Genomic DNA, 25,591 nt, shown 5'->3' on the forward strand with positions numbered 1-25,591 from the left:
GAGGCGAGTTTCTCCGAGATCGGGGTACTCGGCGGACTGCTTCAGAGGGTCAGGGATTCGAGTCCCTCACCTCCACCATCACCTGAAACGTCGGCCCCGAGCCGGCGTTTCCGCTTTCCTCGACCCGGAGGGAGACACGGATGAGTCACATGGCGCGACGGCTCCGGGCCGACTTCGAGGCGCGGTACGACAGCCCGCCGGACGTGGTCGTGATGGCTCCCGGCCGGGTCAACCTGATCGGCGAGCACCTCGACTACAACGGCGGGCGCTGCCTGCCGATGGCGCTGCCGCTGGCGACGTACGCCGCCGTCCGGCTCCGCTCCGACAGCGTCGTGGCCATCGGCAGCCGGCAGCAGTCGGAGCCGTGGGTCGGGGACGTCAGCCGGCTGGGGCCCGGCCACGCCAAGGGCTGGCCGGCCTACGTCGCCGGCGTGCTCTGGGCGATGCGCGAGCGCGGTGTCGAGCTGCCGGGTGTCGACGTGCTGGTGGACGGGCAGGTGCCCCCGGGAGCCGGTCTCTCCAGTTCTGCCGCCCTCGAGTGCTCGGTCGCGCTCGCGGTGAGTGCCGCCCTCGGGCGACAGGACGACGAGGACGAGCGGCGAGCCCTGATCGAGGACTGCATCCGTGCCGAGCGCGACGTCGCAGGCGCGCCCACAGGCGGGATGGACCAGACGGTGTCCCTGCTGGCCCGCGCGGGTCACGCGCTGCTCCTCGACACCGCGACCGGTGCCACCTCGCACCTGCCGTGGCGGCCGGACGACGCCGGACTGACCCTGCTCGTCGTCGACACCCGGGCCTCGCACGAGCTCAACGACGGCGGCTACGCCAGCCGCCGCGCCTCCTGCGAGGCGGCGGCACGACGACTCGGTGTCGGCCTCCCCGGTCGAGGTCACCGACCACGAGGACGCGCTGTCACGGCTGGCGGGTGACGACGTCACGCTCCGGCGGGCACGACACGTGTTCACCGAGATCGAGCGCGTGAGCGCTGCCGTCGACGCGCTGGTGACCGGGGACCCGGCGGAGTTCGGGGCTCGTCTCACCGGGTCGCACGCCTCGCTGCGCGACGACTTCGAGGTGTCGTGTGCCGAGCTGGACGTGGTCGTGGAGGCCTGCCCGGCCCACGGTGCCCTCGGCGCGCGGATGACGGGCGGCGGCTTCGGCGGCTCGGCCATCGCACTGCTGCCCGAGGCCGTCGTCGATGTGACCGTCGCGTCCCTGCAGCAGGAGTTCGCGGGCCGTGGCTGGACCGAGCCCCGGGCCCGGCGAGCGACACCCGCCGACGGGGCACGGCTCATCCAGGATTGAGCCGGTCGGGTCAGGCGTTGCTTGCCACCTGTGAACCCATCAACAGGAATCAAGTGCTTCCGGGAAGCGGATGATTCCTATATGGTCTCTCCGTGACCGCAAGCACCCCTGTTCAGGGGCCCTCTGCCAAGCCGGACCGGCTGTGGCAAGGGCTGACCCCAGCAGCCCGTGAGGCCGATCGTCGAGAGCGCTTGGTCGCGGCGGGGGTCGAGCTGGTCGGCACCCGGGGGGTGGCGGCGCTGACGATGCGAGCCGCCTGCCGGGAGGCATCGGTGGGGCCTCGATACTTCTACGACCTGTTCGCGACCCGCGAAGACCTCCTCGAGGCGGTGTACGACGAGGCCGTCGACCGCATCCGCGAACCCATCCTCGCTGTCGTCGCATCCGCCGTGGTGGATGAAGGCGTGTCCGCAGCGTTGTCCGGGGCCTTCGAGACGGCAGTTGCCGTCGTCGAGGACGATCCCCGGATCGGCCGCATCCTGTTCCGGGAGTCGGCGGCCGATGACACGCTGCGCCCGCGGTCGCAGGCCGCCATGCCCGACTTCGTGCTGACCGTGCTGGCCCAGATCTTGCCCGAACGGGCCGAGGAGCTGGGTGCCCCGTCGGCACGGTGGACCCTGATCGGGTTCTCGGCCGCGATCTTTGCGCTGTTCCTCGCCCGGAGCGAGGGCGAGCGGCACACCTCGCGCGCGGAGTTCGTGCGGCACGGCGCGTCCCCCGGCCGACCGTTGTCTCGGGCTCGGCATCGATCCGAAGCCCGATCTCCACCACCGTCTCGCCCTCGAGGACGCGTCAACCACCCAGGAGTCCCGATGACACAGCTCGCGAAGAATCCCTCGGTCGCCGTCATCGGCACCGGCTTCGGCGGCCCGGCCGCCGTGATCGAGCTGAAGAGGAAGGGTTTCCGAGGACATCGTCGTCCTCGAGAAGGCCGACGACGTCGGGGGAGTGTGGCGGGAGAACACCTATCCCGGCGCGGCCTGCGACGTGCCCTCGCCGTTCTACTCCTTCTCCTTCGAGACCAACCCGAACTGGCCGCACCGGTTCTCCCGGCAACCGGCGATCCTCGACTACATCCGTCACGTCGCCGACAAGTACGACATTCGTCGCCACATCAGGTTCGGCACCGAGGTGCTCGGTGCGACCTACGACTCCGCGGCGGGCACCCGGCAGATCGAGCTCAGCAACGGGGTTCCGCTCGTCGTCGACGTCCCGGTGTCGGCGGTCGGGCAGCTGTCCCGGCCGTCCTACCCAGCCATCCCGGGCGCCGACACCTTCGCCGGCCCTGCCTTCCACTCCGCCCTGTGGGACCACGACGTCGATCTCGCCGGCAAGCGGGTCGCCGTGATCGGCACCGGGGCGAGTGCGATCCAGTTCGTGCCGGCCATCCAGCCCGAGGTCGGCCACCTGACGCTCTTCCAGCGCACCCCGCCCCACATCGTCCCCGGGCCGGACCGCGAGTTCACCCGGCTGCACCACCTCGCCTTCGACAAGGTGCGGTTGGCGCACCTCCTCGAGCGCGGCACCCGGTACGGCGTCACGGAGAGCCTGAGTGTCGCCCTGGGCCTACTCCGGGCCGCTCGCGAAGACCGTCAACGCGATCTCCAAGCAACACATGCGCAGGCAGACGAAGGCCGGGCCCGGTCTCTTCGAGAAGGTCTGGCCGACCTACCAGATCGGCTGCAAGCGCGTCCTGTTCTCCAACGACTACCTCCCGGCACTGGCCCGGTCCAACGTCGATGTCACCACGGAGGGCATCACGGCGATCACGCCGTCCGGCGTCGTCACCGCGGACGGTCAGGAGCATGAGGTCGACGTCATCATCTGGGGCACCGGATTCAAGGCCACCGAGTTCCCGGCCCCGATGACGATCACGACCGGCGACGGGCGTGACCTCCGGGAGGAGTGGATCGAGGGGGCGCACGCCTACTACGGCATGACCGTGCCGCACTTCCCCAACCTGTTCATCATGTACGGGCCGAACACCAACACAGGTGGCGGCTCGATCATCTACTTCCTCGAGGCCCGGGCGGAAGCACCTCGGCGACTATGTCGCGCACCTCGCGCAGGTCGGCGCCCCGCTCACGGTCCGACCCGAGGTCGAGCAGGCCTACGACGACAGTATCCGGGCCCAGCTGTCCGACAGCGTGTGGAGCAAGTGCTCCTCGTGGTACCGCAACGCCAACGGCCGGATCACGGCCAACTGGCCCGCTCTCGGGATCCAGTACAGATCGCAGGCGAAGTTCGACCCTGCCGACTACGAGGTGGTTTCCCCGATGAGCAACGACGACTACGACTACGACGTGATCGTGGTTGGCTCCGGCTTCGGCGGCAGCGTGACGGCGCTGCGGCTCACGGAGAAGGGCTACCGGGTCGGGGTGCTCGAGTCCGGTCGGCGGTGGGAGGCCGGCGATCTTCCGAAGACCAATTGGGACGTACGCAACTCGATCTGGGCGCCGCGCCCGGGCCTCACCGGTCCGCAGCGGATCAGCGCGCTCGGCAAGTGCCCGGTGTTCAGCGGCGTCGGTGTCGGCGGCGGGTCGCTCATCTACGGCAACACCCTCTACGAGCCGCTGTCCGACTTCTACCGCGACCGGGCGTGGTCCCACATCACCGACTGGCAGAGCGAGCTGGCGCCGTACTACGACCGGGCGAAGCGGATGCTGGGCGTCGTCGAGAACCCGCGCACCGGCCCCAAGGACGACCTCCTCCTGCAGGTCGCCCGCGACCGCGGTGTCGCCGAGACGTTCCACCGGACGCAGGTCGGCGTCTTCTTCAACGAGGGCAAGGAGGGCGAGGAGGTCGACGATCCCTACTTCGGTGGGGCCGGCCCCCGGCGGGCGGGCTGCATCCACTGCTCGGAGTGCTTCACCGGCTGCAAGCACAACGCCAAGAACACGACCACCACCAATTACCTCTACCCGGCCGAGCGCAACGGCGCGGAGGTGCATCCGCTCACCACGGTGACGTCGGTGAGGCCGGGTCCCGACGGCGGCTACGTCGTCGAGATGCAGCGGTCGAACGGAAGGCTGCGCAAGGGGCGTCGCACCCTCACGGCCGAGCAGGTGGTCTTCGCGGCGGCCGCGCTCGGCACCCAGAAGCTGCTGCACCGGATGCGGGACGAGGGCACCCTGCCGGGGCTCTCCCCACGACTGGGCGAGCTGACCCGCAGCAACTCCGAGGCGATCATCGGTGTCCAGAGCCGGAGCCGCGACGACTTCGCCCGGGTGTGTCGCGATCACCTCGTCCATCCACCCGGAGCCGCAGACCCACGTCGAGGTCTGCACCTACGGCAAGGGCCAGAACTCGATGTTCGCGCAGACCGTGCCCATGATCGACGGAGGCGCCTTCCGGTTCCTGCGGCTGCTGCTGTCGATCGTCCTGCGCCCCGGGGCGATGCTGCGCAACCCGGACCTGCGGCGGGCCTCCGAGCGGTCGGTGATCCTGCTGGTGATGCAGTCGCTGGACAACTCCCTGACGTCCTACCTCGAGCGCGGCCTGCTCAGGACCGGGCAGGGGACCGGTCAGCCCAACCCGGACTGGATCCCGCTCGCCCATGCCATCGCCGGGGAGTACGCCGCGAAGGCCGACGCCGACCCCGGCAACATCGTCACCGACGTCTTCAACATCCCGGCCACCGCTCACTACATCGGTGGGTGCACGATCGCCGAGTCGCCCGAGGCAGGGGTGGTCGACCCCTACCAGCGGATCTTCGGACACCCGGGCCTGCACATCGCCGACGGCAGCGCGATCACCGCCAACCTCGGCGTCAACCCGTCGCTGACGATCACCGCCCGGGCGGAGCGGGCCATGGCGTTCTGGCCGAACAAGGGCGAGGCGGACCCGCGACCCGCCCTCGGATCGCCGTACCGGCGGATCCTGCCTGTCAGCCCGCAGCGACCCGTCGTTCCTGCCACCGCCCCCGGCGCACTGCGCCTGCCGGCATGAGCGCGGCCGCCGCACTCGAGACGCTCGGGAGCCGCACCGACCCGGCGCGCGCCCCGGCGCTCTTCGACTCGCTGCCCGCCGTCGCCTGCGAGGAGATCACCGGTCGCTACTGCGGACGCGAGCTGGCGACCGGTCATCCGCTGGACGGCCTGCTCGAGGTGTCGGGGGTGGTACGGCAAGCAGTTCGACGACGTCGACCACGTGCACCCGCTGCTGTTCAGGGGACGAGGCGGCGAGGTCTTCGCGGTCGAGCCGCGCAAGGCTCCGCTCGGCCTCGCGCCGAGGCTGCCCACGGCCGTCGTCGCGCGGTCGGGGAAGGCGGTCGCTGCCCTCGAGCCGGTCCTGCGCACCGACAAGCACCGCGCGCGGCTGCGGGCCGTCGAGCACCGGGGCGTGGTCACGGCCGCGATGGTCTACGACCACCTGCCGATCATCGACGTGTTCCGACGGGTCGACGCCGACACCCTGCTCGGCGTGATGGACCTGCGCGGCATGCCGCCCTACGTCTTCGTCCTGACCCGCGAGCAGTCCCCGCGCTGAGCGAGTGCGAGCGCGCAGCTCTCAGGCGATCGTCATCCCGCCGTCGACCGGGATGGTCTGGCCGGTGATGTAGCCGGCCGCGGGGGAGGCCAGGAAGACCACGGTCGCGGCGAGCTCGGCCGGGTCGCCCTTGCGGCGGGCAGGGACCCGCATCATCGCGAGATCGAGGTAGCCGTCGGGGTAGGTGTCGGTCATCTCCGACTCGAAGAAGCCCGGGGCGATCGAGTTGACCCGGATGCCCTTGCGCTCCATCCACTGCTGGGCCAGGGTCGCGCGTGAGGCCGTTGAGACCGGCCTTGGAGGCGCTGTAGGCCGCCCGGGGGAGCCCGCCGGTGGTGATGCCGAGCACCGAGGAGATGTTGATGATCGACGAGCCCGGCTGCATGACCCGCCCGCAGGCCTGCGCCATCCAGTAGCAGCCGTTCAGGTTGACGTCGATGACCGAGCGGAACTGCTCCGGTGTCTCGTGCGTCGCGGGGACGGCCGTCCCGACGCCGGCGTTGTTGACGAGCACGTCGACGCGACCGAACTCCGCCATCGCGGCGTCCACCGGGGCCCGGCACTGGGCGGGGTCGGCCACGTCGGTGGCGACGGTGAGCGCACGGCGACCGGCGGCCTCGACGAGCTTGGCCGTGTCGGCGAGCTTGTCGACGCGACGGGCGCCGAGCACGACGTCGGCGCCGGCCTCCGCGAGGGACTGGGCGAAGGCGACGCCGATGCCGCTGGATGCGCCGGTGACGATCGCGACCTTGCCGTCGAGGCGGAACATGTCAGTCATGCGTCGACCCTAGCCACATGATCGACCTTGGTTTCGACGCGTTCCTCGCTGCGCTCGTCACTGCTCAACCAGCGGTCTCCGGGACCGGATCCGGAGTCGAGCGCCGCGGCAGGTCGCGCACTGAACGAGACGTGAGGACGAGCAGGCAGATGGCGGCGTACGCAATGCCCGAGACCACCGGGACGCGCGAGTTGCCGAACGCGGCGCCGAGCGGACCCCGGGCGAGCTGGCCGATCGGCATCGCCACGAACGAGCCGAGGGCGTCGTAGGAGTAGGCGCGCGAGAGCATCCGGTCGTCGATGTTCTCCTGCATGGCGAGGTTCCAGCCCATGGAGAAGACCTCGATGCCGGCGCCGGCGACGAACGCGGCGCAGACGAGTGCGACGAGGTGCGGGTCGACGCCGAGCACCACCATCGGCACCGAGGCGAGAGCGATGGCGAGCATCCCCCAGAAGAGCGGCCGTTTCAGGGGGACGCGCAGCAGCACGACCGCCATCGCGAGGAGGCCGAGAGCCTCCGCGGAGAGGACGTAGCCCCAGCCCCGGCGCCCGATGGTGTCCTCGGCCACGACCGGGCCGAGCACGAAGAGCGCGCCGTTGTGGATCATGTTCAGGAACCCGAAGCCGAGCACGACCGCCCACAGCCACGTGGTCGAGATGAAGAAGCTCCAGCCCTCGCGCAGCTCGGCGATGGTGCTCTTGTGCTCCGTATCCTTCGCGGCCCGCGGCACCTTGACGGGGATCAGCAGCAGCGCGGAGACCAGCCGGGTGGCGGCGTCGATCGCGAGCGCCCAGCCGGCGCCGACGGTGACGACGAGGAGGGCGCCGAGCGTCGGGCCGAGGACGGTCAGGCCGTTGCGGGTCAGCGACATCAGCGCGTTGGCCGGCTGCAGCTGGTCGCGCGGGACCAGCTGGGGGAGGAGTGAGGCCATCGCCGGGAAGGAGATCGCGGAGACCGCTCCGTGCACGACGGAGAGCGCGATCAGCATCCACAGCTCGGCGCTGCCGGTGAGCACGAGGAACGCGATCATGCCCTGCGTGATCGCGGACGCGACGTTGGAGACCCGGATGACAAGCTCGCGCGGGAAGCGGTCGGAGATGACGCCTCCCCACAGCAGGAGCAGCACCATCGGGATCGTGTGCGCGGCCAGCACCTGCCCGAGCGCGGCCGCCGAGTCGGTGATGTCGAGGACGGCGAAGGTCAACGCGATGTTGGCCATCATGTTGCCGAGGGTGTTGACGAAGCGGGAGCCGAAGTACCACGCGAAGTTGCGCTCCCGCAGGGGTCGTACGGCGTTGGCCCGGGTCATGCGGGGTCCCCGCCACGTTGTTCGGGGAGCGGAGCGGAGGAGAAGAAGGTCGTGGGGTGCTCATGCGTGGTCGTCCATCCGGAAGGCCTGCGTGGAGGCGCTGACGTGGATCGTGCCCTCGGACCGCGGTGGCCGGGCCTGCTCGTGCAGCAGGATCATCGCCTCGGAGATCGCCTCCATCGCTTGCTGCCACGCCTCCGGAGTCACCCAGGTCTCGATGTCCGAGGACGATCCCGGTCCCTTCGCGCGCTGGGCCAGCCGCCGGACGACCTCGGCGTTGGTGGCGAGCTGCCGGGCGAGGTGGTCCTCGTTGGTCGACGGTCCGGCCGGCCGCTCGGGATCGCCGCCGACGAGGTAGCGGTAGCGCTTCGCCGTACCGCCCCGGATCTTCTCCTCGCTCTCGACGACCAGCTCGCCGGCGTCGTGCAGGACGCGGAGGTGGTACGACGCGTTGGCATGCGTCAGGTCGAGCTCACGGGCCACCTCGGCGGCGCTCATCGGCTGGGCAGTGAGCATCGACAGGATGCGCAGGCGCACCGGATGCGCGACCGAGCGCAACGCCGAGAGTCCCTCGTCCATTGCCCACCCTCCAAGAGTCGTTGGACGGTCAGGATGCACGGCCGTGCGAGCGACTGTCAAACAGTTCTTGGAGGGTCGACCCGAGCCGGTCCCTGACTCGACCCTGAACCACCCCCGAAACGGGATGGAATCGGTGGATCGGCGTGGTTGAGTTGATGACACCAGACCCCAAGGAGGTCCCCATGAGTCAGCCCAACCCCTACGCCCAGTCGCAGAGCCCGATCTCGGCGAGCCGGGAGCGCACGCTGGGCGCCGTCGCGCACGGCGTGCCGCTGATCGCGATGGTGCTCTCCGCCGGGCTCCTCGGCTTCGTCAGGGTCGCTCGTCATCTACCTGATCTATCGCGACCGCGGGCCGTTCGTCCGGGCGCACGCCGCCAACTCGCTGAACGTGCAGATCATCACCGGAATCATCCTGCTGATCTCCTTCCCACTGATGCTGCTGCTGATCGGCTTCGTGACCTACCCGCTCGCGCTGGTCTTCGCCTTCGTGCTGCACGTGATCGGCGCGATGAAGGCCAACAACGGCGAGTGGTGGAACCCGCCGATGACCCCGCGCTTCGTGAAGTGAGCTGAATGCGGCGGCGACCCGGTCCAACCGGGTCGCCGTCGCGAGCATTTCGGCGGTAGCATGGGCCCATGAGTACGCAGGTCCTGCTTCTTGGCCAGCCGCGCTGACTCCCTGTCTCCACAGGAACGTCACGCGGCCACCCCTCCATGCGAGGGGTTTTTTCATGCCAGGAGCACGAGCCGGAACACACGAGGGCGGTAGACACATGAGCGAGACACACGACGACCGAGGCTGCGACGTACGACGTCGAGGCCGTCCGGCGAAGTGGCAGCCGGTCTGGGGAGAAGCTCGAGCCCTTCCGCGCCGACGACGAGGCCGTCCGCTCCGGCGCCCGCGAGAAGCGCTACGCGCTGACGATGTTCCCCTACCCGAGCGGTGACCTGCACATGGGTCACGCCGAGGTGACCGCGCTGCACGACGTGCTGGCGCGCTACTGGTGGCAGCGCGGCTACGAGGTGATGAACCCGATGGGCTGGGACTCCTTCGGCCTGCCCGCGGAGAACGCCGCGATCAAGAACGACGCGCACCCCGCCGACTACACCTACGGCAACATCGACATCCAGCTGGAGTCGTTCAAGAAGTATGCCCTCAGCTTCGACTGGTCGCGCCGCTTCAACACCTCCGACCCGGAGTACTACCGCTGGACCCAGTGGCTGTTCCTGCGCCTGAAGGAGCAGGGCCCGGCCTACCGGAAGAACTCGCCGGTCAACTGGTGCCCCAACGACCAGACCGTCCCGGCCAACGAGCAGGTCGTCGACGGTGCCTGCGAGCGCTGCGGCGCGGTCGTGACGAAGCGCGAGCTGACGCAGTGGTACTTCCGCACGACGGCGTACGCACAGGAGCTGCTGGACTCCCCGGACGACCCGGAGGACACCCGGTCCACCAAGGTCGTCAACGCCCAGCGCAACTGGATCGGTCGCTCCGAGGGGGCGCACGTCGACTTCGTCATCGATGGCCGCGAGGAGCCGGTGACCGTCTATACGACGCGCCCCGACACGATCTTCGGCACCACCTTCATGGTCGTCGCGGTCGACGCCGCGCTGGCCGACGAGCTGGTCACGGACGGGCAGCGGGCGGCCTTCGAGGCCTACCGCGAGGAGGTCCGTCGCGAGACCGAGATCGAGCGGCTCTCCACCGATCGGCCCAAGACCGGCGTCGACTCGGGCGTCACCGCGACCAACCCGGTGACCGGCCAGCAGATCCCCGTGTGGGCCACCGACTACGTCCCGGCCGACTACGGCACCGGCGCTGTCATGGGCGTGCCCGGAGGCGACCAGCGTGACTTCGAGTTCGCCACGGTCATGGGTCTGCCGATCGTGCGTACGACGCAGCCGCCGGCCGACTTCGAGGGCGACGCCTACTCCGGCGAGGGCGAGACGATCAACTCGCCCGCAGCAGGGGCCGACGCCCCGCTGGACATCAACGGGCTGTCGGTGGCGGACGCCAAGGCGCGGACCATCGCCTTCCCGGACGAGCAGGGGACCGGGCGCGGCACGGTCAACTTCCGGCTGCGCGACTGGCTGCTGTCGCGCCAGCGCTACTGGGGCGCGCCGATCCCGATCATCCACTGCCCGGTCGACGGCGAGGTGCCGGTCCCGGACGACCAGCTGCCCGTCGAGCTGCCCGCACTGCGCGGTGCCGACCTGAAGCCCAAGGGCGTCTCCCCGCTGGGTGGCGCCGAGGAGTGGGTCAACGTGTCCTGCCCGAAGTGCGGCGGACCGGCCAAGCGCGACACCGACACGATGGACACCTTCGTCGACTCGTCGTGGTACTTCCTGCGCTACTGCTCGCCGCACGACCACACCCGGGCGTTCGACTCCGACCCGGTCGACATGTGGGGCCCGTGCGACATCTACATCGGTGGCGACGAGCACGCCGTCCTGCACCTGCTGTACGCCCGCTTCTTCACCAAGGCCCTGCGGGACATGGGCCTGCTGTCCTTCGACGAGCCGTTCTCGGCGTACCTCTCCCGGGGCAAGGTCATCAACAACGGCCGCAAGATGAGCAAGTCGCTGGGCAACGGCGTCAGTCTGGGGGGACAACTTGCCGAGTTCGGCGTGGACGCGGTGCGCCTGACGCTGGTCTTCGCCAGCCCGCCGGAGGACAACATCGACTGGGCCGACGTGTCGCCGAGCGGGTCGCTGAAGTTCCTGCAGCGCGCGTGGCGACTGAGCGGTGACGTCACCTCGACTCCGGGCACCTCGCCGGACGGCGGTGACGTCGCGCTGCGCAAGCTGACGCACAAGACGGTGCACGAGGCCGGGCAGCTGGTGGAGGTCCACCGCTTCAACGTGATGGTCGCGCGCACCATGGAGCTGGTCAACGCGACCCGCAAGGCCATCGACTCCGGCTGTGGTCCTGCCGACCCGGCCGTGCGGGAGGCCGTCGAGGCGATCGCGATCCTGCTCTCGCTGGTGGCGCCGTACGTCGCCGAGGAGATGTGGGAGCGCCCGGGCCACGAGCCTACGGTGGCCCGAGCCGGCTGGCCGGTCGTCGACGAGGCGCTGCTGGTGGAGGACTCGGTCACGGCCGTCGTCCAGATCAAGGGCAAGGTGCGCGCACGCCCGGAGGTGTCGCCCGACATCTCCGAGGCCGACCCGGAGGCCGCCGCGCTGGCCGACGAGGCGGTCGTGCGGGCGATCGACGGGGCCACGATCCGCAAGGTGATCGTGGTGCCGCCCAAGCTCGTCAACATCGTCGTGTGAGCAAGCCTCCGGCCCCGCGGGATCACCCGCGGGGCCGGAGTCATCTCTGTTGGGTGTCGATCAGGGGCGATCGAGGCCGAACGTGTAGCTGCCCGACCCGGAGTAGGACTCCACGCGCCACGAGTAGTAGCCCGCGGTGCCGTTGTAGGTGATCTTCTCCTCGGACGTCGAGCTGATGCTCTGGGCGACCGTCACCCACGAGGAACCGTTCCAGCGCTCGAGGTAGAGGTCGAAGTCGGCGGTCGCCGGCCCGGACAGGCAGCCCACGTGCGTGCCGGCTGCCGAGTAGTAGTAGTCACTCGTGCCCGGGTGGTAGGCGACGCCGCCGCTGGTGAGCGAACCGGTCTCCTTCTCGGGCATCGTGGAGCAGGTGGTCGGCTGCGGGTCGGGGTCAGGCGTCGGCGTCGTGCCGGTGCCCATGTACAGCAGTCGGTTGGGGGACCCGGTGCCCGCGTTGGTGACCTTGTTGGGGGTGGAGGCCGAGATCAGGGCGTTGCTGACGCTGGCCGGCGAGGCCGTCGGGTTGGCCTGCAGGTAGAGGGCGGCCGCACCCGCGACGTGCGGGGTCGCCATGGACGTGCCGCTGATGGTGTTGGTCGAGCTGTCGCTGCTGATCCACGCCGAGGTGATGCTCGAGCCGAGGCGCGAACAGGTCGAGGCACGAGCCGATGTTGCTGAAGCTCGAGCGTGCGTCGGTGTTGGTCGTCGAGCCGATCGTCAGACCAGCGGCGACCCGACCGGGGGAGCCGTTGCACGCGTTGGCGCCGGAGTCGTTGCCAGCCGCGAGGGCATAGCTGACGCCGTCGGCGATGGAGTTGCTCACCGCGGTGTCGAGCGCGGAGGACACACCACCGCCGAGGCTCATGTTGGCCACGGCCGGGCTGCCGGCCGAGTGGTTCTGGGTCACCCAGTCGACGCCGGCGATGACGCCGGAGTTGGAGCCCGAGCCGTTGCAGTCGAGGACGCGAACCGCGACCGGGCGCACGTCCTGCGCGACGCCGTACGTCTCACCGCCGACCGTGCCCGCGACGTGGGTGCCGTGGCCGTTGCAGTCGTCGGTCCCGCGACCGTCGGCGATCGCGCTGTAGCCCGCCACCGCCCGGCCACTGAACTCGCTGTGGGTGGTGCGGATGCCGGTGTCGATGATGTACGCCGTCACGCCGGCGCCGGACTGGGCGTAGGTGTAGGAGTTGTTCAGCGGGAGGTCGCGCTGGTCGATGCGGTCGAGACCCCGGGTGGCGGGGGACTGGGTGTCGGTCAGCTGCACCGGGGCGTCGGCCTCGATGTAGGCGACGTTCGGGTTGTTGCGCAGCCCGCGCAGGGCCCGCGGGGAGAGCTTGGCCGCGAAGCCGTCGAGGACCGAGGTGTAGGTGTGGGTCACCCGGGCGCCGTCGGCGCGGGCGTCGGACTTGGCCGCCGTCAGGTTGGCGGCGCCGGCGTCCTTGTCGAGGACGACGATGTAGCGACCGTCGCTCGCGGTGCCGACCACCGGGGCCCGACCGTCGTCGGCCCGGGCAGCGGTCGTTGCGTCGAGCGGGGTGGGCCTCGTCGCTCGCGCTGGCCGTGGCCGGTACGAGGGACAGGGTGACGCCGACGAGCGTGGCGGCGGCGCCGACACCGAGTCGTTGGGGTGTGGGGATGTTCATCGAGGGTTCCTTCCCGAGACAGATGGACGTCGCTGACCTTGCGCAACAACCACCCGTCCCGGCAAGGGATGAGGCTCCGTTAACAGTTAACTCAGGGGCTCGTCGGCCCAGGTCCACCTGATGCCGGTGACGCCGGGGGTGGCGTCGGTGTGGGCCGGGGGGGCGCGGTGCGCCGGGTCCAGTGCGATCACCGACTCACGGTCCTCGGTGAAGGCGACGGTCGTCGCGGGGAGGGCCTCCGGGTGAAACTCCACCCGGAGGAGGTATTCGCGCATCGGCATCCGCAGGCGTCGGTAGTACTCCGACTCCAGCGGCCCGGGGCTCGGCGAGACCACTTCGTACTCCACGACCACGGTCTCCCCACGACTCAGCGGCTGGTGGAAGATCAGCTCCGCGCCGACGACGCCAGCCTCCGGGCTGCGTTCGACCCGCCCGATCACACAGCCCCGGGACCGCGCGGTACTCGCCGACGTCGACCGAGATGTCGTCCCGGCAGTGCATCACCACGCGCCGGTCCGGTCCGTCCGAGCGAGCGCGCATCACCCGGCGCACCGTCAAGGTCTGCTGACGACGGTCGGCACCCAGCCGCAGCACGTCGTGCAGGGTCACGCGGTCGAGCTCGGTGTCCCACCGGGTGTCGAGGCGACGCAGCAGCTCGGCGGCAGGGGGTTCGGGCCACAGCGCGTCGAGGTCCCGCACGACGGTGCGTCGAGGTCGGTCGCGCGTCAGCGGGAGCGTACGACGCAAGTGACCCCCGGTCGAGGGCGAGCACCTCCTCGAGGTGGGGGATCGCCGCGATCGAGGCCTTGCGTCCGGGCAGGCTGCGCCCGGACTGCCAGTAGCTCAGCGTGGCGACGCTGACGGACACGCCGCGTTGGTCGAGGTGGTCGCGGATCCGCTCGAGCCCCAGCCCGCGGCGGTCGATGGCGCGGCGCAGCTCGTCGGCGAAGCTCCCGGAAGCATCGGACATCTGCCCCATCCAAGCGGGTGCAGGTGCGCACGGCAACCGTCTCGGACCCACTAGCCTCAGCGTGTGCCCCGGACCGTCATCGTCACCGATTCCACCGCGAGCATCCCGCCCGAGCAGGCGGAGGAGCGCGGGATCGTCGTCGTACCGCTCCGTGTCGTCATCGGTGCGCAGGTCTTCGACGAGGGAGTCGACGGCGCCACCCCGGAACGCGTGGCGAAGGCGCTGGCGGAGTTCGTGCCCGTGAGCACGTCGCGCCCCAACCCCGCGGCGATGGCCGAGGTCTACGAGCGGCTCGCCCGGGAGGGTGCAAAGGAGATCATCTCGATCCACATCTCCGGCGAGATGAGCGGCACCTACGAGTCGGCGCAGCTGGCGGCCAAGCAGGTCAACGTGAAGGTCACGTGCATCGACAGCCGGCAGGTGGGCGCCTCGACGGGCTACGCCGCGCTGTCGGCCGCCGACGTCCTCGACGCCGGAGGCACGGTGGCCGAGGCGGCGCAGGCCGCGCGCGACCGGGCCGGGGCGGCGACGTCGCTGTTCTACGTCGACACCCTCGAATACCTCCGGAGAGGCGGCCGGATCGGTGCCGCCGCGGCGATCCTCGGTGGCGCGCTCTCGGTCAAGCCGCTGTTGAGCATCGTCGACGGGAAGGTGGCCAACCTCGAGAAGGTCCGCACCGGGGCGAAGGCGCTCGCCCGGCTCGAGGACCTCGCGGTCGAGGCGGCGGCTTCGCAATCGGTCGACATCTACGTCGCGCACCTCGCCAACCACGACCGCGCCGAGCAGCTCGCGGCGACGCTGGGCGACCGGCTGGCCGACAACCTCGAAGGTCGCGAGCTCTGGTGCGGTGAGCTCGGCGCCGTCCCGGGGGCGCATGTCGGGCCGGGCATGGTCGCGGTGTGCGTCGCTCCCCGCCTGCCGTTGGGCTGAGCGGGCCACTTCACGCTGCTTCCCTGTGGATGAATGGCGCTGCGCCGGAGTTGTCCACAGGCTGAAGGTTCCCGGGTGGCGGCTGTCCGTGTGGCTTCCTAGGTTCGTCGCATGCGCCCACTTCACCCGCGGAGCACGACCAGCGACGAGCACGCCGAGGCCGTCTCGCGCCGCCCGGCCACGCTCAGTGCCGAGCTCGCGGCGGTGCGTGGCGATCCGCCGGCCGCGCACCGGCACACGCAGGTGCGCGGGTTGTACGCCGATGACGAGCCCGAGTCCGGCGAGGCACCCATCGTCCCGGTGCCGGGTCGGCACGCCTCTCGCCGCCTCGTCGGTGACCCGGCCTCGCGGATCCACCTGACGGGTGCGCACGTCGCGGTGATCTCGATCGTGGTCGCGGTGGCGATCGGGGTGGCCGCGTTCCCGGCTGTTCGTTCAGATCCGGAGGTGGTGCCGGCGCTGGCGCCGGTGAGTGAGCCGCTGGTGTCGACATCGGTCTCGGCCCGGCCGTCGGATTCGGTGTCAGCTTCGGTGCCTGCCGCGGACGCGGCCGAGGTCACCGTGGACGTCGCCGGCAAGGTCCGCCGGCCGGGGATCGCGGTGCTTCCGCCCGGGTCGCGGGTGGTGGACGCAGTGGAGGCGGCTGGTGGCGCGCGGCCCGGCGTCGACCTCGCGTCGCTCAACCCTGGCGCGGCCGCTGGTCGACGGCGAGCAGATCCCGGTGGGGGTGCCGGTGCCGACGGGCGTGGTGGGCTCGCTCGGGGCGACCCCCGGACCGGGGCAGGCAGGCCCTCTGGTCAACCTCAACTCGGCCGACCTCGCGGCGCTCGAGACGCTGCCGGGAGTTGGACCGGTGACCGCGGGGGCGATCGTGGCGTGGCGCACCGAGCACGGCGGCTTCACCGCGGTCGAGGAGCTGCTCGAGGTCGACGGCATCGGCGATGCGACGTTGGCGGAGATCGCTCCGCACGTGACGATCTGAGGAGGAGGGGGTGTCCGATCTCCGGCTGCCGCTGCTGGGCGTCGGGGCGTGGGCGGGTGGGTTGTGCGCGGCCGGACTGCCGCTGTGGGCGACCGTGCTGCTGGGCGTGGAGGGTCTGGTGGCCGCCCTGTGGTCACGGTCCCGGCCGGCGCTGGCGTGCGCGCTGGCCGCCCTCGCCGTGATCGGGGTGGCGACCCTCCGGGTCGCGCCGTTCGGCACCGGACCGGTGGCCGACCCGGTCACTGACCGGGCCGTGGTGTCGGCACGCGTGTCGGTGACGAGCGACCCCCGAGTGGTGTCGGGCAGGTTCGGCGACCTCGTGGTGGTGCGGGGCGCGCTCACGGAGGTGACGGGTCGCGGTGCGACGTACACCCTGCGGGCGCCGGTGGTGCTGCTGGCGGACGAGAGCTGGCTCGACGTGCGCCTCGGCTCGTCGGTCGGCGTCTCCGGGCGGCTCGCCCCCGACGACGGCGGCGGCCCGGCGGTGCTCGGGGTGCTGTCCGTGCGCGGCCCGCCCCGAGTGGAGACCGGGCCGGACATCTGGTGGCGGGCGGCCGCGGCGGTGCGCGCGTCGATCCGCTCGTCCGTCGAGCCCCGGGGCGAGCACGCCCGGGAGCTGGTGCCCTCGCTGGTCGTGGGCGACGACAGCGGTCTCGACCCGACGCTGGCCGACGACTTCCGCACCACCGGACTCACGCACCTGCTCGCGGTGTCCGGAACGAACCTGACCCTGCTCGTCGGCTTCCTGCTGATCGTCGGGCGCTGGTGCGGCGTGCGCGGGCGCTGGATGTATCTCACCGCGGCGCTCGGCATCGTCGGGTTCGTGCTGATCGCGCGCACCGAGCCGAGCGTGGTGCGAGCGGCCGCGATGGGCACCGTCGCCCTGATCGGGATGGGCAGCAACGGGCGTGCACGCGGCACCCGGTGTCTGGGTGCCGCCGTCTTCGCGCTGCTCCTCGTCGATCCCGGGCTGGCCGTGACGGCCGGGTTCGCGTTGTCGGTGCTGGCAACCGGCGGGATCCTGTTCCTCGCGCCGGTCTGGCGAGACGCGATGATGCGCTGGCTGCCGCGCTGGGTCGCGGAAGCGGTCTCGGTGCCGCTCGCAGCCCAAGTGGCGTGCACGCCGGTGGTCACCGCGATCTCGGGCCAGTCAGCTTGGTCGCGGTCCCGGCAAACCTGCTCGCCGCCCCCGCGGTGGCGCCGGCGACCGTGCTCGGGCTGGCCGGGGGACTCGTCGGCCTCGTGTGGACCCCGCTCGGACAGGTCGTGGCCGCGCCGGCGGCCCGGGTCTGTGTCGTGGATCGTGGTCGTCGCCCAGCGCGGAGCGGCCCCTGCCGACCGCGGCCGTGGAGTGGGGGACCGGGCCGGTCGCGCTGGTCGTGATCACGCTCCTGTGCGGCGCGGTCGTCGTGGGTGCGCCCCGGCTGCTGCGATCACCGGTCACGGGGGTCGGCTGCTCGGTGCTGCTCGTGATCACCGTGCTCACGCGGCCGCCCTCTCCCGGGTGGCCGGCCGACGGCTGGGTGCTCGCGATGTGCGACGTCGGGCAGGGCGACGGTCTAGTGCTGAACGCCGGGCCCGGAACGGGCGTGGTGGTGGACGCTGGACCGGACCCGGAGGTGATGGACCGCTGCCCGGACCGGCTCGGCATCACCGACGTCCCGCTCGTGGTGCTCACACACTTCCACGCCGACCACGTCGACGGACTCCCCGGTGTGCTCGCCGACCGACGCGTGGGGGAGGTCGACGTGACCTCGATGGTGGACCCGCCCGAAGGGGCGGCGGCCGTGAGTCGGTCGCTGGACGTGTCCCCGGTCGTCGCGCCGTACGGCCTGACTCGAAAGGTGGGCGACGTGACCCTGCAGACCCTGTGGCCACTGCCCGACGCCCCGACGGCCGGGATCGGCGACGGGAGCGCGGCCAACGACGCCAGTGTCGTGCTGTTGGCGCAGGGCGTGCGGATCCTGCTGACCGGCGACATCGAGCCACCGGGGCAGCTCGCGCTGCGGCGTACCCTCCCTGATCTCCACGTCGACGTGCTCAAGGTGCCGCACCACGGCAGCCGGCACCGGGACCTCGACTTCCCGGTCGGGCTGAGAGCCGGGCTGGCGCTGGTGTCGGTGGGGGCCGACAACGACTACGGCCACCCCGACTCCGGCCCGGTGGCTGCTCTGACGGCAACTGGCGCGGTCGTACGGCGAACGGATCTCGACGGCGACCTGCTGGTGCTCCGGACGGACGACGGGATCGCTGTCCGTGGGCGCGGCTAGTGTTCTCACACCATGGCTTCCACCCCCACCGCAGCGCAGGTCCTCGGCCGGATCATCCTCGTCACCGGCAAGGAGGAGTTCCTCAGCGAGCGCACCGTCGTCGGCGTCCGCACGGCCGTCAAGGGCTTCGACTCGGACGCCGAGATCGCCGACTCCGACGCGGCCGGCCTGACCCCCGGCGAGCCCGGGCGAGATGGCCGCACCGTCCCTGTTCTCCTCGACCCGGTGCGTGATCATCCGGGGTCTGGAGGGGCTGCCCGACGACTGCTACGACGGCATCCTCGACTACGCCGCGGCGCCCGCGGACGACATCGCGCTGGTGCTCGTGCACGGCGGCGGAGCCAAGGGCAGCGGGCTCCTCACCAAGCTGCGCAAGCTCGCCTCGGTCACCGAGGTGAAGTCGCAGGAGATCAAGGCCTCCGACCTGACGAGCTTCGTCATCTCCGAGTTCGCCGGGCACGGCGCCAAGATCGCCTCCGACGCGGCCTCCTTCCCCGGTCACAGCCGTCGGCGGCGACCTGCGCTCGCTCGCCGCCGCCGCCCACCAGCTGACCAACGACTTCCCCGGCGAGCAGCTCACGGTCGAGAAGGTGCAGCGCTACTTCGGGGGCCGGGCCGAGGCGAAGTCCTTCGCGGTGGCCGACGCCGCGTTCGCCGGTCGCAAGGCGCAGGCGCTCGAGGCGCTCCGCTGGGCGATGGACGGTGGCACCGCCTCGGTGCTCGTGACGTCGGCGATGGCCGGATCGGCCCGCAGCATCGCGCGGTTCATCGGCGCCCCCAACGGGATGCGCGAGGCCGACCGGGCGCGCGAGCTCGGGGTCCCGCCTTGGAAGGTCCGCCGGGTCCGTGACCAGTCCCGGGCCCGGACTCCCCGACGGGATCTCGTCCGCCGTGCGCGGGGTTGCCGTCGCGGACGCCGACATCAAGGGGCAGGCCCACGATGCGGCGTACACCCCGGAGCGGTTGGTGCTCACCGTCGCTGATCTCCGCACCGGTCGCTGACGCAGCCTGCCCCCGCTCCACCATCGGCCCCCGCGGCGGTGGGTGAGCCACATTCCCGAGCCGGAAATGTGGCTGCGTCACCCCCGGCACGCGTGTCCCCGGCGACTCTCCGAAGTAGGGGTGAGGTACCCACATTCGAGACGCGGAAAATGTGGCTGAGTCACCGCTGGAAGGCAAGGGAGGAGAGGGGACGTGCCCCGAAATGCACGAGCGCCCCGCCGCAGTGCGACGGGGCGTAGGTGGGTGAAGATCAGAGAGCGGCGGACTGCTTCACGATCGACGACTTGCGGTTCGCGGCCCTGGTTCTTGTGGATGACGCCCTTGGAGGCGGCCTTGTCGAGCTTCTTGGCGGCGTCGCGGCCCGGGGTCACGGCGTTGTCCTTGTCGCCCGAGGCGACGGCCTCATGGAACTTGCGGACCGCAGGTCTTGAGGCCGGTCTTGACGGCCTTGTTGCGCTCCTGCGCGCCTTCTCGTTCTGCTTGTTGCGCTTGATCTGGGACTTGATGTTGGCCACAGGTGAACCTTTGCTCGTTGCTTGGTCAGGGAAAGTCTGGTGTCGGCTGCCGACTCACCCCACTGTGTTGATCGAATGCGGGGCAGGGCGCCGGACAATCAAGGGGAAACACTACCGCCGAGGCGGGTGAGCGCCCAAATCGAGTCGGCTGGACTCACGCCCAGCCCCGGCGCTCGCTCAGCCAGTGCCACACGACGTCGCCCTGCCAGCGCTGGTGGTCGCGGATGTACGGCGAGGTCGAGGGCACCGGGTCGTCGGCGGACTTCCAGAAGTAGCCGACGAGCAGCGCGAGCACGCGGTCGATCGAATCCGGTGCCACGTCGCGCGTCAGCCGGCGCGAGGAGAGGACCGGCTCCACGTCGACCCCGTCGCCGCGCGGGCCGATCAGGGTGAGGAGCGTGTCGATCCACGCGGCACCGACGATCGGCCAGTTCCAGTCGCAGATCCACACGGCGCCGTCGGTGTCGATGAGCAGGTTGTCGTCGCGGATGTCGGTGTGGACGAGGGTCTGGCCGCCAACGACGTCCGCGAACGAAGCCGCCAGCGCAACGGCGTCGTCGAGGTGGGGCAGGTCCGGCCGGGTGGCCCGGACGTGCTCCCACATGGCGAGCAGCGGCGCGAAGTCGTCCTCGACCGAGTCGAGGTCCGGGCCCGCAGGCGGTGGCGTCAGCTCGTCCGCCACGACCTCCGGGGCGTCGAGGGCGGAGTCGAGGTCGGCCGGGCTCCACGGTCGATGCGGCGCGCGCCCGTCGACGTACTCGATCCCGAGCGCCACCCAGTCGTCGTCGAGGTGCCAGAGAAGCCGTGGTGACGGAACCGAGGTCGGGAGGGCAGCGAGCTTGCGCGCCTCCTCGCGGTAGGAGTCGGCGAACAGCCGCTGCGCCTTGACCGACGCGGCCTTGACGAAGTGCTTCGAGCCGTCCGCGCACACCGGGACGCTCGCGAAGCCGGGCGTGAAGCCGGACGTCTGCGAGATCGCCTCGACCACGGTGGAGCCGCACTTGCGCTCGACGTACGCGCGCAGGTTGGGCGGCAGGAACGCCCACTCGAGACGGCGCGAGGTCTTGCCGACGGGGGCGGGGTAGGGGCCGGGCGCGGAAGGCATGCGGGACATCCTCCCCAACAAATGAATTCGACGTGAATCGGATAATCGATCCATGCCCGACCTCATCGAGCCGCACGTCCGCGTCCGCGAGTCCTTCCTCGAGTCCGTCGAGGAGTTCCTCGCCGAGGGGCGTGGGGGACACAACACCATGCTGGGCGACTGGCGTGCCCTGTTCGAGGACCGCTGGCACACCGATGCCGGATTCTGCGAGTTCGTCGATCACCTGCACGCGGATGCACTGCCGCAGAGCCCGCGGCCCGAGCACCACGTGCCGCAGAGCACCTGGTGGCTGGTCGACGGGGACGAGTACCTCGGCCGGATCTCGTGCCGGCACGTGCTCAACGAGTGGCTGGCAGAGTACGGCGGCCACATCGGCTACGAGGTGCGCCCGTCCGCACGCCGGCAGGGGCACGCGACAACCATGCTCCGCGGCGTGCTCCCGGAGGTTCATGCGCTCGGGATCGATCCCGCCCTGCTGACCTGCGACCACACCAACCCTGGCCTCGCGCATGGTGATCGAGGCGGCGGGTGGGGTGTTCGAGGACCAGCGGTTGAACAAGCTGAGGTTCTGGCTCCCGACCGGTCTGGACCGGTCTGGAAAAACTAATACTCTTAGGACAACCTGATGGTGTGAGCGACAGGCGCGCGGTCCGGCGGCAGGAGACGATCGAGGAGATCGTCGCGATCTCTTTGCGGGAGATGACGCGCGTCGGCGCTGGCGGGCTCAGCCTCGGGTGCCGTCGCCCGCGAGCTGGGCATCCGCACGCCCTCGCTCTACGGCTACTTCGACTCCAAGGCCGCGCTCTACGACGAGATCTTCCGTCGGGGCTGGGTCGAGATCGGCGGGCTCGTCGGTGGCCTGCTCCCGCTGGAGGACCTGCGGGCCCAGCTGACCGAGTCGTTCCGGCTGCTCGTCGTCTGGGCGGCCGAGCACCCAGCACAGGCGCAGCTGATGTTCTGGCGTCCGGTCCCGTCCCGGGAGCCCAGTCCGGAGGCGTTCGAGCCGGCCGTCGCCACGATGAGCACGTTCATGGACGGCCTCGCCCGGGCGAACGATCGGGGCGACCTCCGCACCGATGTGCCCATCGAGGAGCTCACGCAGGTCTGGTCGGCGCTGGTCACCGGCGTGATCAGCCAACAGCTCTCCAACGAGCCGGGCGTCTCCCTCGAGGAGGGACGCGTGTCCCGCTACCTCGACTCCTTCGTCGACATGTTCATCAACTTCTACTCAACCGGGAGGACCCCATGACGACCAGCACCAACCAGCGAGCAGCGCACCTGCCGCAGACGTCGCGCGCCGACGCCGAACGACACAGCACCGCCGAGTACGCCGCACTGGTGGCCCGTGTGGGCGCCCCGGAGCCCGAGCACTGGGCCGCGCAGACCGACTGCACCGAGTGGACCGTGCGCGAGCTGGTGGCCCATCTCGCGGGAGCATCGGAGGAGGCCGTGCGGATGGGCGTGAGCGCCGTGCACATGACCAAGGCGGCGCTCCGGCTCCGCAAGCCCTCGGACCGCGACCCGGCCGGGCACGTGTGCGACCTCCAGATCGAGCGCCGGGCGGGCATGTCCGCGGAGGAGCTGCGGGCCGACCTCGAGCGCTGGGCCGCGGGGGCGCCCCGCGCCCGACGCCGGCAACCCCGGCTGATGCGCGCGGTCAAGCTGCCGACCTTCGCGGGGCTGCGCCCCGGCGTTCGCATGAGCTACGCCCTCGACGTCATCTACACCCGAGACCTCTGGCTGCACCGCGTCGACCTCGCCCGCGCGACGGGCCAGCCGATGCCGACATCGACGGCGGAGGGCGAGGTGGTTGCCCGTGTCGTGCGCGACCTCGATGCCGCGTGGACCGGCCCCGCCTTCGAGCTCGTCCTCACGGGTCGTGGCGGTGGCAGCTGGCTGGTCGGGGAGGGGGCCGTGACCGGCCGCCTCGAGGGTGACGCCGTGACGGTGATGAGGTCACTGTCGGGCCGGCACGGCGACGTACCGCTCGACGGTCCGACCCGGTTGGCGGACGAGCTGCGAGCGGCTCGCGTGGTCTTCTGATCCCATCTCGGCGCTGAATCGGGGTCCGGCTGCCCTGCGTGGAAGAATGGCGACTCCGCCGTACCGCTGCAGAAAGTCGCCCGTGTCCCTGAAGAACGCGCCCAAGCCGGGCCAGACCGATCCGGCGATCATCCGCAACTTCTGCATCATCGCCCACATCGACCACGGCAAGTCGACGCTGGCCGACCGGATGCTGCAGCTGACGGGCGTCGTCGACGCGCGTGCGGCGCGGGCGCAGTACCTCGACCGCATGGACATCGAGCGCGAGCGCGGCATCACGATCAAGAGCCGGGCGGTCCGCATGCCGTGGACCGTGCCGGCCGACAACGACGAGGGCGCCGAGCCGGGCACCTACGTCCTCAACATGATCGACACCCCCGGCCACGTCGACTTCACCTACGAGGTCTCCCGCTCGCTCGAGGCCTGCGAGGCCGCCGTGCTGCTGGTCGACGCCGCCCGGGGCATCGAGGCGCAGACGCTCGCCAACCTCTACCTCGCGATGGGCGCCGACCTCCACATCATCCCGGTGCTCAACAAGATCGACCTGCCCGGCGCGATGGTCGAGAAGTACGCCGCAGAGCTGGCCGGCCTCGTCGGCTGCGAGCCGCACGAGGTGCTGCGCGTGAGCGCCAAGACCGGTGTCGGCGTCGCGGGTCTCCTCAACGAGATCGTGCTGCAGACCCCCGCGCCCGTCGGCGACCCCGACGCCCCGCCGCGCGCTGATCTTCGACTCCGTCTACGACACCTACCGCGGCGTCGTCACCTACGTCCGTGTCATCGACGGCAAGCTCTCGCACCGCGACCGGATCAAGATGATGTCGACCGGTGCCGTGCACGAGATGCTCGAGGTCGGTGTCATCAGCCCGGAGCCGGTCAAGGCCGGCGACCCGGGTGTCGGCGAGGTCGGCTACCTCATCACCGGCGTGAAGGACGTACGCCAGTCCCGGGTCGGCGACACGGTCACCAGCCAGCACCACGGCGCGACCGACGCGCTCGGCGGCTACAAGCACCCCAACCCGATGGTCTACTCCGGGCTCTACCCGATCGACGGCGACGACTACCCGACGCTGCGCGATGCCCTCGAGCGGCTCCAGCTCAACGACGCCGCGCTGACCTTCGAGCCGGAGACCTCGGGCGCGCTCGGCTTCGGCTTCCGCATCGGCTTCCTCGGGCTCCTGCACATGGAGATCACCCGCGACCGCCTCGAGCGCGAGTTCAACCTCGACCTCATCTCGACCGCGCCGAACGTGGTCTACGAGGTGCTGATGGAGGACGGCTCCAAGGTCGTCGTCACCAACCCGAGCGAATACCCCGAGGGCAAGATCGCCGAGGTGCACGAGCCGGTCGTCAAGGCCACGATCCTCAGCCCGAGCGACCACATCGGCACGATCATGGAGCTCTGCCAGACCAAGCGCGGCAACTTGCAGGGGATGGACTACATCTCCGAGGACCGCGTCGAGATGCGCTACACGCTGCCGATGGGCGAGATCGTCTTCGACTTCTTCGACCAGCTCAAGTCGCGCACCAAGGGCTACGCCTCCCTCGACTACGAACGCTCCGGCGAGCAGGCCGCCGACCTCGTCAAGGTCGACATCCTTCTTCAGGGCGAGCCGGTCGACGCGTTCTCCGCGATCGTGCACCGCGACTCGGCCTACGGCTACGGCGTGATGATGGCCGGCAAGCTCAAGGACCTCATCCCGCGCCAGCAGTTCGAGGTGCCGATCCGGGCCGCCATCGGCGCGCGTGATCGCCCGCGAGAACATCCGCGCCATCCGCAAGGACGTGCTCGCCAAGTGCTACGGCGGTGACATCACCCGCAAGCGCAAGCTGCTCGAGAAGCAGAAGGAAGGCAAGAAGCGGATGAAGATGGTCGGCCGCGTCGAAGTGCCGCAGGAGGCCTTCATCGCCGCGCTGTCGACCACGCAGCCGACGGAGACGAAGAAGTAGGTCGTGAGCGTCGTACGCCGCAGCGCGGTCGCGCCCCAGCCGTGGGCCAACGGCGGCGGCACGACGCGTGAGCTGCTCGTCGCCGACGACGGCGCCCGGCGGATCAGCCTCGCCGACATCGAGCAGGACGGGCCGTTCTCGTCCTTCCCCGGGCGCGCGACTGCTCACGGTGGTCGACGGCTTGGTGCTGGCGCTGGACGTCGACGGCGTCGAGCAGGTCGTCGAGCCGCGCCGTCCGTTCGCCTTCGCCGGCGACGCGGTCGTGACCGCGTCGGTGCCCGAGGGGCCGGTGGTCGCCCTGAACGTGATCGTCGACCCGGCGTTGGTCGACCCGTTCGTCACGGTGCTCGAGCTCGGACGCACCTCGACGCTGCCGCTCGCCGATGACCGGGCAGCGCTGGTGCTGCAGGGACAGGCCGCGGCAGGAGGCGACGACGCGTCGCCGTA

The 25,591-nt window shown here is 70.7% G+C and carries 24 protein-coding genes and 10 pseudogenes; 21 read left to right on the forward strand and 13 right to left on the reverse strand.

Annotated features, from left to right (window positions below):
- Window positions 1-140: 140 nt before the first annotated feature.
- The 7 genes and pseudogenes from LP418_RS21275 (at window position 141) to LP418_RS34120 (ending at window position 5,793) form a co-directional block, all read left to right on the forward strand.
- Window positions 141-929 (forward strand): galactokinase, encoded by a 789-nt coding sequence (locus LP418_RS21275; RefSeq protein WP_257953569.1) that lies wholly within the window; start codon window positions 141-143, stop codon window positions 927-929.
- The gene (locus LP418_RS21280; RefSeq protein WP_257953570.1) at window positions 868-1,305 is read left to right on the forward strand and encodes a hypothetical protein; all 438 of its coding nucleotides are present in this window, start codon (window positions 868-870) and stop codon (window positions 1,303-1,305) included. Before LP418_RS21275 ends, LP418_RS21280 begins: the two co-directional genes overlap by 62 nt.
- A gap of 948 nt (window positions 1,306-2,253) precedes the next feature.
- A complete protein-coding gene (locus LP418_RS21290; RefSeq protein WP_257953572.1) occupies window positions 2,254-3,114 on the forward strand; it encodes a flavin-containing monooxygenase in 861 nt (286 codons plus the stop codon).
- Window positions 3,115-3,965: 851 nt separating this feature from the next.
- Window positions 3,966-4,358, forward strand: a pseudogene (locus tag LP418_RS31295) (cholesterol oxidase); the annotation flags it as partial.
- Window positions 4,359-4,758: 400 nt separating this feature from the next.
- Window positions 4,759-5,253: a GMC oxidoreductase gene (locus LP418_RS31300; protein WP_336276115.1), complete on the forward strand. Its 495-nt coding sequence runs from the start codon at window positions 4,759-4,761 to the stop codon at window positions 5,251-5,253.
- Window positions 5,250-5,405 (forward strand): annotated as a pseudogene (locus LP418_RS21300) (GXWXG domain-containing protein); the annotation flags it as partial. The gene LP418_RS31300 and the pseudogene LP418_RS21300, both read left to right, overlap by 4 nt.
- The gene (locus LP418_RS34120) at window positions 5,389-5,793 is read left to right on the forward strand and encodes a DUF4334 domain-containing protein (RefSeq protein ID WP_442940297.1); all 405 of its coding nucleotides are present in this window, start codon (window positions 5,389-5,391) and stop codon (window positions 5,791-5,793) included. The pseudogene LP418_RS21300 and the gene LP418_RS34120, both read left to right, overlap by 17 nt.
- Window positions 5,794-5,814: 21 nt before the next feature.
- Here LP418_RS34120 and LP418_RS34125 read toward each other — a convergent pair whose 3' ends face one another.
- From LP418_RS34125 to LP418_RS21315, 4 genes and pseudogenes are all read right to left on the reverse strand, one after another.
- A complete protein-coding gene (locus tag LP418_RS34125; RefSeq protein ID WP_442940298.1) occupies window positions 5,815-6,045 on the reverse strand; it encodes an SDR family oxidoreductase in 231 nt (76 codons plus the stop codon).
- A gap of 31 nt (window positions 6,046-6,076) precedes the next feature.
- A pseudogene (locus tag LP418_RS34130) lies at window positions 6,077-6,571 on the reverse strand (SDR family NAD(P)-dependent oxidoreductase); the annotation flags it as partial.
- A gap of 64 nt (window positions 6,572-6,635) precedes the next feature.
- Window positions 6,636-7,880 carry an MFS transporter gene (locus tag LP418_RS21310; protein WP_257953574.1) on the reverse strand — a complete coding sequence of 415 codons (1,245 nt, stop codon included), beginning with the start codon at window positions 7,878-7,880 and terminating at the stop codon, window positions 6,636-6,638.
- Window positions 7,881-7,940: 60 nt separating this feature from the next.
- Window positions 7,941-8,459: an ArsR/SmtB family transcription factor gene (locus tag LP418_RS21315; RefSeq protein ID WP_257953575.1), complete on the reverse strand. Its 519-nt coding sequence runs from the start codon at window positions 8,457-8,459 to the stop codon at window positions 7,941-7,943.
- A 327-nt stretch (window positions 8,460-8,786) separates the two neighbouring features.
- On the opposite strand from LP418_RS21315, the gene LP418_RS21320 reads away from it, so the two are divergent.
- Together LP418_RS21320 and leuS are read left to right on the forward strand one after the other, a co-directional pair.
- Window positions 8,787-9,029 (forward strand): DUF4870 domain-containing protein, encoded by a 243-nt coding sequence (locus tag LP418_RS21320; protein ID WP_257957138.1) that lies wholly within the window; start codon window positions 8,787-8,789, stop codon window positions 9,027-9,029.
- A gap of 227 nt (window positions 9,030-9,256) precedes the next feature.
- Window positions 9,257-11,734, forward strand: a pseudogene (gene leuS, locus LP418_RS21325) (leucine--tRNA ligase); the annotation flags it as partial.
- Window positions 11,735-11,794: 60 nt separating this feature from the next.
- On the opposite strand, the gene LP418_RS21330 reads toward leuS, so the two are convergent.
- From LP418_RS21330 to LP418_RS21345, 5 genes and pseudogenes are all read right to left on the reverse strand, one after another.
- The gene (locus LP418_RS21330) at window positions 11,795-12,154 is read right to left on the reverse strand and encodes a hypothetical protein (RefSeq protein WP_257953576.1); all 360 of its coding nucleotides are present in this window, start codon (window positions 12,152-12,154) and stop codon (window positions 11,795-11,797) included.
- A gap of 96 nt (window positions 12,155-12,250) precedes the next feature.
- Window positions 12,251-12,307, reverse strand: a pseudogene (locus LP418_RS31305) (hypothetical protein); the annotation flags it as partial.
- A gap of 124 nt (window positions 12,308-12,431) precedes the next feature.
- Window positions 12,432-13,352, reverse strand: a pseudogene (locus tag LP418_RS21335) (S8 family peptidase); the annotation flags it as partial.
- 114 nt (window positions 13,353-13,466) lie between these two features.
- Complete coding sequence (locus tag LP418_RS21340; RefSeq protein ID WP_257953578.1) at window positions 13,467-13,820, reverse strand: hypothetical protein; 354 nt, start codon at window positions 13,818-13,820, stop codon at window positions 13,467-13,469.
- Entirely contained in the window at window positions 13,817-14,350 is a 534-nt protein-coding gene (locus tag LP418_RS21345; protein WP_257953579.1) for a hypothetical protein, read from the reverse strand. The genes LP418_RS21340 and LP418_RS21345 overlap by 4 nt, the downstream gene beginning before the upstream one ends.
- Window positions 14,351-14,413: 63 nt before the next feature.
- Here LP418_RS21345 and LP418_RS21350 point away from each other — a divergent pair, with 63 nt between their 5' ends.
- Window positions 14,414-15,280: a DegV family protein gene (locus LP418_RS21350; RefSeq protein ID WP_257953580.1), complete on the forward strand. Its 867-nt coding sequence runs from the start codon at window positions 14,414-14,416 to the stop codon at window positions 15,278-15,280.
- 122 nt (window positions 15,281-15,402) lie between these two features.
- On the opposite strand, the gene LP418_RS21355 is transcribed toward LP418_RS21350, so the two are convergent.
- Window positions 15,403-15,840 (reverse strand): hypothetical protein, encoded by a 438-nt coding sequence (locus LP418_RS21355; RefSeq protein ID WP_257953581.1) that lies wholly within the window; start codon window positions 15,838-15,840, stop codon window positions 15,403-15,405.
- 86 nt (window positions 15,841-15,926) lie between these two features.
- Between LP418_RS21355 and LP418_RS21360 the strand changes: the two genes are divergently transcribed.
- Window positions 15,927-16,262, forward strand: coding sequence for a ComEA family DNA-binding protein (locus tag LP418_RS21360; protein ID WP_257953582.1), 336 nt, complete (start codon window positions 15,927-15,929; stop codon window positions 16,260-16,262).
- A gap of 133 nt (window positions 16,263-16,395) precedes the next feature.
- On the opposite strand, the gene LP418_RS21365 is transcribed toward LP418_RS21360, so the two are convergent.
- The gene (locus LP418_RS21365) at window positions 16,396-16,962 is read right to left on the reverse strand and encodes a hypothetical protein (protein WP_257953583.1); all 567 of its coding nucleotides are present in this window, start codon (window positions 16,960-16,962) and stop codon (window positions 16,396-16,398) included.
- Here LP418_RS21365 and LP418_RS21370 point away from each other — a divergent pair.
- The 4 genes and pseudogenes from LP418_RS21370 to LP418_RS21385 form a co-directional block, all read left to right on the forward strand.
- Window positions 16,897-17,361 (forward strand): annotated as a pseudogene (locus LP418_RS21370) (ComEC/Rec2 family competence protein); the annotation flags it as partial. The gene LP418_RS21365 and the pseudogene LP418_RS21370 sit on opposite strands and share 66 nt — an antisense overlap.
- 247 nt (window positions 17,362-17,608) lie before the next feature.
- Complete coding sequence (locus LP418_RS21375; protein ID WP_257953584.1) at window positions 17,609-18,532, forward strand: ComEC/Rec2 family competence protein; 924 nt, start codon at window positions 17,609-17,611, stop codon at window positions 18,530-18,532.
- Window positions 18,533-18,544: 12 nt separating this feature from the next.
- Window positions 18,545-19,084: a hypothetical protein gene (locus tag LP418_RS21380; RefSeq protein ID WP_257953585.1), complete on the forward strand. Its 540-nt coding sequence runs from the start codon at window positions 18,545-18,547 to the stop codon at window positions 19,082-19,084.
- A 38-nt stretch (window positions 19,085-19,122) separates the two neighbouring features.
- Window positions 19,123-19,515, forward strand: a complete 393-nt coding sequence (locus LP418_RS21385; protein WP_257953586.1) for a hypothetical protein — start codon at window positions 19,123-19,125, stop codon at window positions 19,513-19,515.
- A 96-nt stretch (window positions 19,516-19,611) separates the two neighbouring features.
- Here the strand turns inward: LP418_RS21385 and rpsT are convergent, their stop codons facing one another.
- Both rpsT and LP418_RS21395 read right to left on the reverse strand, forming a co-directional pair.
- Window positions 19,612-20,049, reverse strand: coding sequence for a 30S ribosomal protein S20 (gene rpsT / locus LP418_RS34135; protein WP_442939974.1), 438 nt, complete (start codon window positions 20,047-20,049; stop codon window positions 19,612-19,614).
- 154 nt (window positions 20,050-20,203) lie between these two features.
- Window positions 20,204-21,154: a phosphotransferase family protein gene (locus LP418_RS21395; protein WP_257953587.1), complete on the reverse strand. Its 951-nt coding sequence runs from the start codon at window positions 21,152-21,154 to the stop codon at window positions 20,204-20,206.
- A 52-nt stretch (window positions 21,155-21,206) separates the two neighbouring features.
- Between LP418_RS21395 and LP418_RS21400 the strand changes: the two genes are divergently transcribed.
- From LP418_RS21400 to LP418_RS34145, 6 genes and pseudogenes are all read left to right on the forward strand, one after another.
- Window positions 21,207-21,761 (forward strand): GNAT family N-acetyltransferase, encoded by a 555-nt coding sequence (locus LP418_RS21400; RefSeq protein WP_257953588.1) that lies wholly within the window; start codon window positions 21,207-21,209, stop codon window positions 21,759-21,761.
- 345 nt (window positions 21,762-22,106) lie between these two features.
- Window positions 22,107-22,403: a hypothetical protein gene (locus LP418_RS21410; RefSeq protein ID WP_257953590.1), complete on the forward strand. Its 297-nt coding sequence runs from the start codon at window positions 22,107-22,109 to the stop codon at window positions 22,401-22,403.
- Window positions 22,400-23,197 (forward strand): maleylpyruvate isomerase family mycothiol-dependent enzyme, encoded by a 798-nt coding sequence (locus tag LP418_RS21415; protein WP_257953591.1) that lies wholly within the window; start codon window positions 22,400-22,402, stop codon window positions 23,195-23,197. The genes LP418_RS21410 and LP418_RS21415 overlap by 4 nt, the downstream gene beginning before the upstream one ends.
- Window positions 23,198-23,243: 46 nt before the next feature.
- Window positions 23,244-25,144 (forward strand): annotated as a pseudogene (lepA, locus tag LP418_RS21420) (translation elongation factor 4).
- Window positions 25,145-25,147: 3 nt separating this feature from the next.
- A pseudogene (locus tag LP418_RS34140) lies at window positions 25,148-25,285 on the forward strand (HutD family protein); the annotation flags it as partial.
- 43 nt (window positions 25,286-25,328) lie between these two features.
- Window positions 25,329-25,505: pseudogene (locus LP418_RS34145) on the forward strand (HutD family protein); the annotation flags it as partial.
- Window positions 25,506-25,591 lie beyond the last annotated feature (86 nt).

It is taken from the genome of Nocardioides sp. B-3 (assembly GCF_024703895.1).
Lineage (GTDB): Bacteria > Actinomycetota > Actinomycetes > Propionibacteriales > Nocardioidaceae > Nocardioides.

Excerpts from the sequence above, each read along its gene's own strand:
- LP418_RS21275 (WP_257953569.1), top strand. The coding sequence starts at position 141 with ATGAGTCACATGGCGCGACGGCTCCGGGCCGACTTCGAGGCGCGGTAC.
- LP418_RS31300 (WP_336276115.1), top strand. The coding sequence starts at position 4,759 with ATGCAGTCGCTGGACAACTCCCTGACGTCCTACCTCGAGCGCGGCCTG.
- LP418_RS34125 (WP_442940298.1), bottom strand. The coding sequence starts at position 6,045 with ATGGAGCGCAAGGGCATCCGGGTCAACTCGATCGCCCCGGGCTTCTTC.
- LP418_RS21310 (WP_257953574.1), bottom strand. The coding sequence starts at position 7,880 with ATGACCCGGGCCAACGCCGTACGACCCCTGCGGGAGCGCAACTTCGCG.
- LP418_RS21315 (WP_257953575.1), bottom strand. The coding sequence starts at position 8,459 with ATGGACGAGGGACTCTCGGCGTTGCGCTCGGTCGCGCATCCGGTGCGC.
- LP418_RS21330 (WP_257953576.1), bottom strand. The coding sequence starts at position 12,154 with ATGGGCACCGGCACGACGCCGACGCCTGACCCCGACCCGCAGCCGACC.
- LP418_RS21345 (WP_257953579.1), bottom strand. The coding sequence starts at position 14,350 with ATGTCCGATGCTTCCGGGAGCTTCGCCGACGAGCTGCGCCGCGCCATC.
- LP418_RS21380 (WP_257953585.1), top strand. The coding sequence starts at position 18,545 with ATGGCTTCCACCCCCACCGCAGCGCAGGTCCTCGGCCGGATCATCCTC.
- LP418_RS21395 (WP_257953587.1), bottom strand. The coding sequence starts at position 21,154 with ATGCCTTCCGCGCCCGGCCCCTACCCCGCCCCCGTCGGCAAGACCTCG.
- LP418_RS21400 (WP_257953588.1), top strand. The coding sequence starts at position 21,207 with ATGCCCGACCTCATCGAGCCGCACGTCCGCGTCCGCGAGTCCTTCCTC.
- LP418_RS21410 (WP_257953590.1), top strand. The coding sequence starts at position 22,107 with ATGTTCTGGCGTCCGGTCCCGTCCCGGGAGCCCAGTCCGGAGGCGTTC.
- LP418_RS21415 (WP_257953591.1), top strand. The coding sequence starts at position 22,400 with ATGACGACCAGCACCAACCAGCGAGCAGCGCACCTGCCGCAGACGTCG.